The following is an 11,955-nucleotide window of genomic DNA, read 5'->3' on the forward strand; positions in this document are numbered from 1 at the left end:
CTCATGCTAACAGGTTGGGAAAAAGCAGTCTTTTTATTAGTCCTACTAGGATCACTGGGAGCCACACGCACAACTTTCGGTAATATGTTCAAGATTATTGGGAGAGGCGCCATACCCATAGATTGGACCACCACATTCAAGCGCATACTGCCAGGTATACTGGCTCTTCTAGGAAAGCCACTGTTTAAAACCCGACCCGTAGCGACCATCATTCATACGGGCGTTTCCTGGGGATTCATCCTTTATATGTTGGTGAACCTTATAGATATCATATATGGGCTGTTTAGTGGGTTTCACTTCCTCCCCGATTCCATAGCAGGCAATATCTACCGCCTTTTCGTGGACATTTTCAGTATAGTCGTTCTCCTGGGAGTTCTATATTTCCTTTTCAGACGATTTATCCAGAACGACCCCGCCCTGCATATCAATGAAACAGTTATGTTGAATGAGAAAGCACGCAAGGGTGTCTTCACTGATTCTGCCCTGGTGGCATTCTTCATATTTTTTCATGTTGGCTTCAGACTCCTCGGCGCATCTTTTGAAATAGCCCTGGCTGAAGTTGATGTCTTTCAACCTGCTGCATCAGCTCTGGCTTCTCTTTGGAGTGATATGAGCACTGGAACGCTGGTTTTCAGCGAACACGCAGCCTGGTGGCTGGCCATAGGCTTGATTCTGGCCTTTATACCCTACTTCCCCACCACCAAGCATGCCCATCTGTTTATGGGTCCCCTCAATCACATGATCACTTCAAATGATCATACTGCAGCCTCATTTGAAACCATTGATTTTGAAGATGAATCTCTTGAGCAATACGGTGCTGCCCTTCTGGAGCATCTTCCTCAGAAAAATATTCTGGATGCCTATGCCTGTATCATGTGTAACCGCTGTCAGGACGCCTGCCCAGCTTACATCACCGGGAAACCTCTTTCACCCTCAGCCATTGAGGTTAACAAGCGTTATTACATTCGCGATCATGTGTCTGATCTGGCAAAGGGTAAAGAATCTGGAGATCGCCTGGCTGACTGGATGCTTTCCGAAGATGCCATATGGGCCTGCACCAGTTGTGGATATTGCGTGGAAGTTTGCCCCGTTGCAAATGAACCCATGGTAGACATACTACGTGCCCGCCAAGATCTCGTGATGATGGAGAGTAAATTCCCCAAAGAGGCCGTCGCCACCTTCAAAAATCTGGAAGTCAATGGCAACCCCTGGGGACAATCTGCTCAAGACCGTGAGAATTGGATTGGTGATCTTAAAGTTCCCATGATGCGAGAGAAAGGCAAAGCTGAATATCTCTATTGGGTTGGCTGCGCCGGTGCTTACGATTCTCGGGGACAGGAAGTCTCTCAGGCCATGGTCAAATTGATGAATCATGCAAATGTTGATTATGCTGTTCTTGGAACCGAAGAAACCTGTACCGGTGATTCGGCCCGTCGTCTGGGAAATGAATATCTGTTCCAGATGTTGGCCCAACAAAATATCGACACCTTCGATAACTACGGTGTGACAAAGATAATCACCCAGTGCCCCCACTGCCTGAACGCACTGAAAAATGACTACAAAGCTCTGGGGAAAAATTACGAAGTGATTCATCATGCTGAATTTCTAGCTGAACTCGTAGATCAGGGAAAACTTAGCCCCTCCAAGGCCAGCAATGCCAATATTGCCTACCATGATTCATGCTACCTGGGCCGACACAATGACATCTATGAAGCTCCCCGGGATGTGATCAAAGCAATTCCTGGAGTAAAGCTTGAGGAATTTCCGCGGAACAAGAATGAAGGCATGTGTTGCGGCGCAGGTGGTGGTCGCATGTGGCTCGAGGAAACCCTGGGCGATAAAACCATCAACCTTGAGCGTATAGAGGACGTAAAGGCCGTCAATCCAGATGAAGTTGCCACAGCCTGTCCTTTCTGTGCCACCATGATAAATGATGGCATCATGGCAGAAGCGCTGGATACAAAAACATCAAGTAAGGATATCGCTCAATATCTCCTTGAGTCGATCACAGAGTAACTGCACAGCTTGATCATTAAAGAAGGTGCTTTGATTCCGGTCAGAGCACCTTTTTCTTTTTAGCCGAAAAAGCATTTTCATTCAATCCCTCAGGGATTAGACTCGCTCATGATTTCTCATCCTAAAAACCCGCGTTGGAAGGACTGGACCTGGCAGCATGCACAAAGTTGCCAAGATCTTTCAACACTCACTGAATGGCTGGAAGACGCTGGCAGCAACCTCAAGATGCCCAAGGACCAATTCCATGAGATAACCTCCACCTATCGCATGGGAATCACACCCTATTATTTCAGGTTGATAAACCAATATGATGACACAGATCCCATATACAGACAGATAGTTCCAGCTTCTGAAGAGTTGAATATTTTAGCTGAAGAACTGGTTGATCCCATAGGCGATGAAAACCCCGCTCGCGGATCTCGGCCGTTGAAGGCCCTTGTCCACCGCTATCGCAATCGCGTCCTGCTCATGCCAACGGCCCTGTGCGCCGTATATTGTAGATTTTGTTTCCGGAAGCGTCTTGTTGGAGATACGGCGCACAATGCCCGTGAGAAGGATCTTCAAGCTGCGTACGATTACATCAGATCCCACCCGGAAATAGAGGAAGTCATCCTCACGGGCGGCGATCCCCTTACTCTGGGTGACCAGGCACTCCACGCCATTTTTAAGGAGCTGGATAGTATTCAACATCTGCGCGTGATCCGAATACATACACGCCTACCGGTGGTCAACCCATTCCGGCTCACACCTGAATTGGGTGCGATTATCAATTCACTTCAGAAACCGGTCTGGGTGTCAGCTCATTTCAATCACCCCGCCGAGATTACTGCAACAGCCCGACAGCATATCCTGAACTGGGTATCCATGGGAATCCCATTCTTGAATCAGAGCGTCCTTCTCAAGGGAGTCAATGATTCGGCTGAGGTTTTGAAAGAATTGTTTCTATCCCTGATTGAAATGAAGGTTAAACCCTATTACCTCCACCAGGCTGATATGGTCCAGGGTACAGGTCATCTCCGCGTGTCACAACAGCATGGATTGGATATACTGCAGGAACTTCAGGGCGAAGTACCTGGCTATGCTCTCCCCCACTATGTCCAGGATAGATCTGATGGGTCAGGTAAAATTCCATTGCAAAATCAATGGATCTGACCATCCCTCAACTAAGCTCACTATTACATAGACGTAGATCACATCCATCTGAGCACAAGCATCCCTCGAGATAATGCCCTTGACTCTCACGGGATAATATTAAATTAGCAGACATTAATAATCGGAGGATAATATGATTAAACGTTACCTGACTATAATTTTAGCAATCAGCCTGGCACTTTTCATGTGGTCATGCAGCGATCCTGAAGAAGATGATACTACTGCACCAGGTGCCCCGACAAGTCTTGCCTTTGATGCCAATCAATCTGGTGATGGCCAAATCTATTTACGCTGGGAGGCACCTGACGATGACGATGTTGCCACCTATAACATTTACCGTGATTCCGGAAATGGCACTTTCTCGCTTCTCATTTCCGTAGTTGAAACCTTTTATCTCGATAGTCAGTTGGATTACAGCATCGAGTATGGCTACAAAGTGACTGCTGTGGATGATAGTGACAACGAGAGTCCCTTCTCCAATGAAGTGAATCTTATGCCCTTAAATCTATTATCACCAGCAACCCCCACTGGATTGGCTATCAAGGCTCACAATATTCCCAATGATTTTGAAGTGAATGTTGAACTCACATGGAATGCGAATACTGAAACCGATTTTGCTTACTATAAAGTTTTCAGATCCGCAACCACACCACTCTTTTCGCCAGATGAGATTTCATATCTGGATTCAGTAACTGGTATTTTCTATATCGATGAAGATGTGACACCAGGAAATACCTACCACTATAAAATCATAGCTTACGACATCGGTCATAAAGACAGTGACCCAACCATTGTTGTCTCTGATACCCCTCTGGAGGTTCCCATTCTGATGCGTCCCATTGGAGATGTAGAAAATACCTCTCTGACTCCCACCTTTGAATGGTCAAATGTCAATGAAGCCGTAAAATACAAAATCATTGTTCGTACCTCTTCTGCAACAGGAGATATCTGGGATTTTGAGCTGGATGCGACGACTGCAAACACCATGAGCGTGACCTACCCCACCAACGCAACCACGCCCCTCAACGGTAATACTCGTTATTGGTGGTTTATAGCAGGTTATTCTCAGGCGGATGGCGAGATCAATGTCTATTCCGAGGATGATACCTTCCGAACCATGTAATCTGATAACACTACGAAATAAAAAAAGAGGCTGTCTCAGAACCTGAGGCGGCCTCTTTTAGTCTATAGGGATGTTTGGTTCAGATCTCCCTAAGAGGGATTGGATACAGCTCGAGCAAAAAGCTAAACTCTCATTTTTTTTAACGAACTAAACGAGTAAAACGAATTGTCTTTATTACCTTTCGTAAACTTCGTCAGACTTGTCTATCGAAACCCATAGGGTGTAGATAGATTCGTTGTGCGAAAAACATACTTTACCCTATGGTCTTGTCCGCATGCTCAATGGCTAAATCTTTGAAGCCAACTATAGAGGACGTTAACCACTATATCCCTTAGACCTCAAAAAAAGAGACCGCCCTTTTGGGACAGCCTCTTTTTTACTAGTGCTTAGTTGACCCGACTATATCTGAATATCTGCTCCACCAGATTTTGCCAGCATCACCATCACAGCCTTTTGGGCGTGCATACGGTTTTCGGCTTCGTCAAATACAACTGAATTGGGTCCATCTAGTACATCCTCAGTGATTTCTTCACCATAGTGAGCGGGAAGGCAATGCATGACCAGAGCATCTGACTTGGCATGACTCAATAGCTCAGCGTTAATCTGGAAACCGTCAAAATCATCCAGACGTTTTTGACGCTCAGCTTCCTGACCCATGGAGGTCCACACATCAGTATAAAGGACATCAGCGTCCCTGGCGGCTTCAATGGGATCACGAACAACTTCAATCTTGCTGAGACCAGCTGCCTGTGCCTTTGCTAATGTCTCGAGATCTGGATCATAACCTTCAGGGGCTGCCAGAACAAAATGGTAAGGAATGACGCTGGCAAAATTCAGGAATGAATTGCAGACATTATTACCATCACCAATAAAGACAACCTTCTGACCTTCAACCTTGCCGTGATGTTCATAAATGGTCAACATATCCGCCATGATCTGACAGGGGTGATTATAATCTGTCAAACCGTTGATTACAGGAACTGAGGCATATTTGGCCATCTCTAGCATATGCTCATGTTTGAAAAGCCGGGCCATAATCCAATTGTTATAGCGAGAAATTACCCGGGCGATATCCTTAACAGACTCGCGTTTGCCAATACTAATATCATTTGGTCCGAGGTATAACGCATGACCACCAAATTGAACCATACCTGTTTCAAAGCTCACCCGTGTTCTTAAAGAGGGTTTTGCGAAAACCATGGACATGGTTTCATTGGCAAAATAATGATGTTCTTTTCCTGCCTTTACATCTGCTTTTAACTGCTTTGCAATACGAAAAGTCTCATAGATCTCTTCCTTGCTAAAATCTGTTACGGCTAAAAAATCTCGCTTCATTCGGCCTCCTTTGCATCGATTGTAAAAAAAACTCCGCCTGTAGACGGAGTCTTTAATGATTGTATTTTCATTTGATATTGAGTCTTCAATTAGCTTTCTCTAGAGTATGTATTTACTCAAGTCCTGATCTGCCATCGTATCCTTAAATGTATTGGTAACCATGGATTTGGTGACTTTTATACTTTTTGTATTTTCATTTGGTAAGTCAAACAAAGTCTCCTCAAGGAGTTTACTCATGATGGTATGCAGCCGCCTTGCACCAATATTTTCCACACTCTCATTGACCTCGAATGCCACCCTGGCGATCTCTGCGATGGCGTCCTTGTTAAATGTAATTTTGACATCCTCAGCACCCACCAGTGCTGTATACTGTTTTAACAATGCAGATTTTGGTTGAGTGAGAATTTTAATAAAATCATCTTCTGTCAGATTCTCAAGCTCTACTCGGATAGGAAATCTTCCCTGGAGCTCTGGGATGAGATCAGAAGGCTTGGACATGTGAAAAGCCCCAGCTGCTATGAAGAGAATATGATCTGTTGTCAGAGTCCCATATTTGGTTTTAACGGTGCTCCCCTCAATTATAGGCAAAATATCTCGCTGGACGCCTTCCCGCGATACATCAGGACCACTGCCACCTCTTTCAACTGCAATCTTATCGATCTCGTCAACGAATACGATACCATCCTGCTCAGCTCGGCGAATGGCCTCATGTTGGACCTTTTCCTCGTCAATGAGCTTATCAGATTCCTCGGCAGTAATGAGCACCCTTGCCTCAGTCACACTCAGACGACGCATCTTCTTCTTTTTGGGCATGGCATTGCCCAGCATATCCTGGATATTCATACCCAGATCATCCATCCCCATGGGACTGAAGATTTGCATCATGGCACTGCTGCTGCTATCCTCTTGAACCTTGAACTCCACCTGACGATCTTCAAAATCACCAGCCATGAGTTTGGCATACATTTTCTCCCGTGTAGTCTGATAGCGCTGATACTCTGCAGATTCTTTATCTGGATTATTCAACGGGGGTAACAGCAAGTCCATAATACGTTCATTGGTCATCTCAAGGGCTGCTTCACGAACGGTAATCTCATGCTCCGATTTAACAATATTGTAACTGTTGTCAACCAGATCACGAATCATAGAGTCCACATCTCTACCGACATAACCAACTTCTGTAAATTTTGAGGCTTCCACTTTTACAAATGGAGCCTGTACAAGATGTGAGAGTCTGCGGGCAATCTCGGTTTTTCCCACACCTGTGGAACCGATCATGATGATATTATTGGGCAGAATCTCATCACGAATCTCTGAAGTAACCTGTTGACGTCTCCACCGATTTCGGAGGGCAATGGCCACAGATTTTTTCGCACTATCCTGACCAATAATATATTTATCCAATTCCTGGACAATTTGTTTGGGTGTAAGTGAAAATTTACTCATGTATATATGGTTCTCTTATTTCAATTCTAAAACATTGATTTTATTATTGGTGTAAATACAGATATCCGCAGTGATTTCAAGTGACATACGTACAATTTCTTTTGGGGACTTTTTCCCGCTGGCTATAAAAGCTCGTGCAGCAGCTGTAGCATAGGGACTACCGGATCCAATGGACATGACGCCATCATCGGACTCAACCACATCACCATTACCGGAAATAATCAATCCATGATCGATATCCATGACCACCAACATGGCCTCAAGATTGCGAAGCATTTTATCCATGCGCCAATCCTTGGCCAGTTCTACAGCGGCTCGTACCAGATCCCCACTGAATTCATCAAGCTTGGCTTCAAATTTCTCAAATAGTGCAAAAGCATCTGCAGCAGATCCTGCAAATCCAGCAAGGACTTCACCATCAAAGATAGCGCGGACTTTTATTGCTCCATGCTTCATCACAGTATCCCCAAAAGTGACCTGGCCATCACCACCCAGGGCGACTTTGCCATTATGTCTGACTCCCAGAATTGTTGTGGAGTGAAGATCGGGAAACATGCTCATATCAAGTGCCTCATATTACTTATTCATTGCTTCATTGTTTTGAAGCCGCTGAATATAAATTAGCTCCCAGTTGCCGCAATCCTTTTTGGGATGAGAACGGCTTTATAAACAAAGGGGTGGTTGCCATTCTGACAGCCACCCCTGGGTAATATTTACAGTCTATCTTCAGGATAAGTTTAAAGACTATTTCATTTCCTTCAAATATCTGAGAAAATCTGATTCTGGTGTCAAGACCAACTTGGTTTTGTCATCAAAAACTTTTTTGTAAGCATCCATGGTACGAATAAATTCATAGAAATCTGGATCCTGTGTATAGGCATCGGCGTATATTTTAATTGCCTGAGCCTCACCATTTCCACGAACTTCCTGAGCTAATTTATATGCATCAGCCAAAATGATCTCACGATCTTTATCGGTTTCGGCTCGGATTTTTACAGCCTCTTCGTCACCTTCAGACCTGAACTGTTTCGCCATTCTTTCACGTTCAGCCTTCATACGATCAAAGACAGCCTGTTCATTCTCACGAGGCAGATCAGCCCGCTTGATACGAACATCCACAATCTCAATCCCGTAGTCCGCAGCGGTAAAATTAGCGTTTTGTGTCACCTTATGCATGAGTGAATCGCGCATTGTGGATACGATCTCGTGCATGAGATGGGTACCCAGCTGAACTCGAAGGCTCGAATAAATAATATCATCCAAACGAGATTGAGCCAGAGCCTGTGTACGCATGGTCTGCATAAATTTAAGTGGATCAGAAATTCGCCACTGGGCATAATTGTCCAGAATCAGGTTTTTCTTGTCCTCGGTCAAGATGGTATTCGGTGCACTATCATATTCCAGCAGTCTTTTTTCAAAAACGGTTGCTGACTGGATAAAGGGAATCTTGAAGTTCAATCCCGGTTTCATAATATTGCGAACAGGTTTTCCCAATTGAACGATAACAATCTGTTCCGTTTCATCGACGATCATGATACCGCCCCAAACCACGAGGAGCACAAGCGCGAGAACGATTATTAATCCAATATTTCTCATTTCGCACCCCCTTTCACCTTCTCAAGGCTTAGAACATTCACCAGACCACCAGCATCTTTGCCATCAACAATATACTTATCAAGGCCAGGGAGAATCTCTTCCATGGTCTCAAGATACATTCGGGTTTTGGTAACATCCTTCGCCAGTTCATACTGATTCAACATCTGTGTAAAGCGTGATGCATCACCCTGAGCTTCTTTGATACGTTTTTGCTTGAAAGCTTCAGCTTCCTGGAAGGCCTGAGCTGCCTCTCCACGGGCCTGAGGGATAATTTCATTCTGATATCCCAGGGCAATATTCACCTTCTTCTCTTTTTCTTCCTTGGCAGATTGAACATCCTTGAAAGCGGCATCAACCTGTTGAGGTGGCGTTACATCCTGCAATTTGATCTCAGAGACATAGACACCGGCCTCATAACTATCCAGCACTTTTTGAAGCAGCTCTTTCGTCGCTGCTTCGATCATAGCTTTTCCAGTTGTCAGGGTTTGATCAATGGGCTGAGATCCTACGACCTGTCGGATAGAGGCTTCTGCAGCATGTGAAACAGCCCGCTCTGGGTCTGCCACTCGGAACAGAAATTGCCCGGCATCCTTAATTTTGTATTGGACTACCAGATCCACACTAACGATGTTCTCATCCCCAGTAAGCATCAAGGCCTCAGTAGGTACTTTCTTATACTGAGCAGAATTTGAGCTCCCGCCAGCTCGGATCGTACGAAAACCCAGCTCTAAACGCCGAACTTCTTCGACGTTGACCAATTCAACAGTCTGTATGGGCCAAGGAAATTTAAATCTTAAACCAGGTTCAGTGATATCACTGAGTTTTCCGAATGTTTTCACAACGCCATTTTGCTCAGGATCTACAACATAAAATGGTCCGGCAAAAAATATCCAGACCAACAATAATAACAATATTGGGTAAATAAAGGTCTTCATTCCAAAATCTGGAATCTCAACCTCACTGTCACCAATTACAATACGCTTTCCAGCCATCTTTTCCTCCTTTTATTATAGCCTTTGAATATAGAAGGCGTCTCATCGAAAGTCAGGTGAATACGCTACTCACTTACATTCTTTTCCCTGATTAAGTAGAATCTGTTTAGTTTCTTGTAGGATTCAATTAGAGCTCATTTTATTATCAATCGTATGAATCAGATGAACAAAATCATTAGAGATATTCTCACCTTGTTTTCCCTGGCCACAGTGTTGGGTATATCTGCACAGGCTGTTCTACCAAATGGTATTGGTTTATTAACTGACATCACAGTAGTAGGTGATGATTCTACTGGGGTGGCAGTACCCTCAATCTCCATTAACCCGAATGGAGATGATAAAGCTGCAACTAATATCTCACTAAAAAATGCTTATACGGCCTTCGGGAATAATTCGGCCCTGTTTTTTGATGCTCGCAACCCTGAGGATTTCAGATCTGGTCACATAAGCCATGCAGTCAATTTACCAGTCCATGCCTTTCTGGATTCACTCCAATATCTAGAGAGTCTTGATTTTGATAGACACATCATCACCTACTGTGATGGAGAAGATTGCAACGCATCCATTGATCTGGCGGCCGATTTAAAAATGATGGGGTTTTCTCAGGTCAATTTCTTTTTTGGGGGTTGGCAGGAATGGAGAGATGCAGGTTACCCCACTGAGAGTACTCCCTGATGCGTTCCAGTTTAGAAAATTTCCTTGAGAGTCAATACGGTGAATGGTTCGTTCGAAGCATTCAAATAGGCCTGGGTCTACTTTTTATCTACGCCAGTCTGGATAAAATCTGGAATCCCGGTCTCTTCGCCAAGTCGATTTCCAATTATCGTATATTGCCCTTACCCCTCCTCCACATCTCTGCAATCATTCTTCCCTGGTTGGAACTCATATGTGGTATTGCCCTGATCATCAATCGGTACCAGCGCGCAGCCAATATTATCATTGGTAGTTTGCTCATGATATTTATTCTGGCAACCGTTTCAGCCATGGCCCGGGGTCTGGATTTTAATTGTGGATGTTTTAGTGTGGATAGTAAGGAATCCAATGTTGGATTATTAAAAATCCTTCAAAATACAGGGCTGTTCCTCAGCTCTGTACTCATTGAATACCGTTCGAAGCTGGTACAGCCTAAATCATAAACCTGTTTGTACAGATGGGATGGTGTTTATACAGTTTCCTCTTTCAATTCGAGAGGAACTTCCGCTAAAAGCTCTGCGTGCTCAAGATAGCGTTTGATGTGATGGGCCAGCATGCCACCATGATAGCCATCCATAATGCGATGATCAAAAGTACCTGTGAGTGGTAAAATTTTTCTTATTACAATCGCCCCATCCCGGACCACAGCTTTGTCTTCCTCTTTTCCCATTACGAGAACTGCAGGCAGTTTAGATCCAGGGAACAACGCTGCCATTCCTGTGGTCAGGCCATGAGAACCTATATTTGACAGGAGAATCGATCCGAAGGCATTGTGACCCAGTCCCATGGATTTAATTTGAATTCCTAGGGTATTGGTGATAAATCGAAAAAGCAGAAAGGCCCCACGACGAAAAGGCCAGGGGATTTTAGCCATGAAAGATTTGTTGTCCATGGTCGCATTGTCATCTCCACTCCGGGCTTGTGCTACGCGATTGCGAATTTCATCGGCTATTTCAAAAACTGTTTTCTTGTGGGCATCATACAGCTTCACACTGGTCATTTCTTTGCCACCATGCATGTTGACAGCCACTGTCACAATCACTTGATCTCGTTGAACAATTGCCCCCCGCTTGACAAATGCGTTCATCTCAGGAATATCCCAGCCAATAGATCGGCCAACAGCTGCAGCTACCAGGTGGGTCATAGTAATGCGTCTACCTTCAGCCCGGTGACTCATAATCATATCCCAGGCATTGGTAACATCCACCTCCAGCATACCATATATCTTGCCCTCATTCGGGGCACCGTATACTGCAGTAGAGATGACTCTCCACGGACTATTTATTTTTTCCATGCTCTCAAGATAGATATTTTATAAAAACAACCAATCCCAAATAGGCGATTTAAAAACCTTTAATTCACTTGGAAATTGTTTTGCCCGCGGTGGGGACAAAACTATATTGCCTCGCTTTTTAAAGGGTTTCAAGTAGAATGATACCCACGCTTCATGGCCGCGTAGCTCAGTTGGTAGAGCAGTTGACTTTTAATCAATTGGTCGTAGGTTCGATTCCTACCGCGGTCACAACCCTTTTAATATTCATACGTATTTTATAATTAGCGAATTGCACCTTTATCAGAAGGTAAGCTAACGGTCTAGGCTCG

Annotated in this window: 11 protein-coding genes and 1 tRNA gene; 6 read left to right on the forward strand and 6 right to left on the reverse strand. The window is 44.5% G+C overall.

The genetic code is table 11. The features are described from left to right. Positions 1 to 3: 3 nt before the first annotated feature. The 3 genes from ISR87_05185 to ISR87_05195 all read left to right on the forward strand — a co-directional run bounded on the left by ISR87_05185 (position 4) and on the right by ISR87_05195 (position 4,291). Positions 4 to 2,016 (forward strand): 4Fe-4S dicluster domain-containing protein, encoded by a 2,013-nt coding sequence (locus ISR87_05185; GenBank protein ID MBL7024831.1) that lies wholly within the window; start codon positions 4 to 6, stop codon positions 2,014 to 2,016. A gap of 108 nt (positions 2,017 to 2,124) precedes the next feature. After that, positions 2,125 to 3,168: a KamA family radical SAM protein gene (locus tag ISR87_05190; protein MBL7024832.1), complete on the forward strand. Its 1,044-nt coding sequence runs from the start codon at positions 2,125 to 2,127 to the stop codon at positions 3,166 to 3,168. Positions 3,169 to 3,301: 133 nt separating this feature from the next. After that, complete coding sequence (locus ISR87_05195; protein ID MBL7024833.1) at positions 3,302 to 4,291, forward strand: hypothetical protein; 990 nt, start codon at positions 3,302 to 3,304, stop codon at positions 4,289 to 4,291. Between the two features lie 399 nt (positions 4,292 to 4,690). Here ISR87_05195 and argF read toward each other — a convergent pair whose 3' ends face one another. The 5 genes from argF to hflK form a co-directional block, all read right to left on the reverse strand. Next, positions 4,691 to 5,626 (reverse strand): ornithine carbamoyltransferase, encoded by a 936-nt coding sequence (argF, locus tag ISR87_05200; protein MBL7024834.1) that lies wholly within the window; start codon positions 5,624 to 5,626, stop codon positions 4,691 to 4,693. A 99-nt stretch (positions 5,627 to 5,725) separates the two neighbouring features. Beyond that, positions 5,726 to 7,072 carry an ATP-dependent protease ATPase subunit HslU gene (gene hslU / locus ISR87_05205; protein ID MBL7024835.1) on the reverse strand — a complete coding sequence of 449 codons (1,347 nt, stop codon included), beginning with the start codon at positions 7,070 to 7,072 and terminating at the stop codon, positions 5,726 to 5,728. 15 nt (positions 7,073 to 7,087) lie between these two features. Next, positions 7,088 to 7,633 carry an ATP-dependent protease subunit HslV gene (hslV, locus tag ISR87_05210; protein MBL7024836.1) on the reverse strand — a complete coding sequence of 182 codons (546 nt, stop codon included), beginning with the start codon at positions 7,631 to 7,633 and terminating at the stop codon, positions 7,088 to 7,090. 183 nt (positions 7,634 to 7,816) lie between these two features. Then, on the reverse strand, positions 7,817 to 8,668 hold the full coding sequence (hflC, locus tag ISR87_05215) for a protease modulator HflC (protein ID MBL7024837.1): 852 nt from the start codon (positions 8,666 to 8,668) through the stop codon (positions 7,817 to 7,819). Continuing rightward, positions 8,665 to 9,660 carry an FtsH protease activity modulator HflK gene (gene hflK / locus ISR87_05220; GenBank protein ID MBL7024838.1) on the reverse strand — a complete coding sequence of 332 codons (996 nt, stop codon included), beginning with the start codon at positions 9,658 to 9,660 and terminating at the stop codon, positions 8,665 to 8,667. Before hflK ends, hflC begins: the two co-directional genes overlap by 4 nt. A 162-nt stretch (positions 9,661 to 9,822) precedes the next feature. On the opposite strand from hflK, the gene ISR87_05225 reads away from it, so the two are divergent. After that, on the forward strand, positions 9,823 to 10,335 hold the full coding sequence (locus ISR87_05225; GenBank protein MBL7024839.1) for a rhodanese-like domain-containing protein: 513 nt from the start codon (positions 9,823 to 9,825) through the stop codon (positions 10,333 to 10,335). Further along, positions 10,335 to 10,796, forward strand: coding sequence for a DoxX family membrane protein (locus ISR87_05230; protein ID MBL7024840.1), 462 nt, complete (start codon positions 10,335 to 10,337; stop codon positions 10,794 to 10,796). Before ISR87_05225 ends, ISR87_05230 begins: the two co-directional genes overlap by 1 nt. A gap of 26 nt (positions 10,797 to 10,822) precedes the next feature. Here the strand turns inward: ISR87_05230 and ISR87_05235 are convergent, their stop codons facing one another. Continuing rightward, on the reverse strand, positions 10,823 to 11,647 hold the full coding sequence (locus ISR87_05235) for a 2-oxo acid dehydrogenase subunit E2 (GenBank protein ID MBL7024841.1): 825 nt from the start codon (positions 11,645 to 11,647) through the stop codon (positions 10,823 to 10,825). A 155-nt stretch (positions 11,648 to 11,802) separates the two neighbouring features. Here ISR87_05235 and ISR87_05240 point away from each other — a divergent pair. Then, positions 11,803 to 11,875 (forward strand) — tRNA-Lys (locus ISR87_05240). Positions 11,876 to 11,955 lie beyond the last annotated feature (80 nt).

The sequence above is a fragment of the Candidatus Neomarinimicrobiota bacterium genome, from assembly GCA_016784545.1.
Classification (GTDB): domain Bacteria; phylum Fidelibacterota; class UBA8477; order UBA8477; family JABMPR01; genus JABMPR01.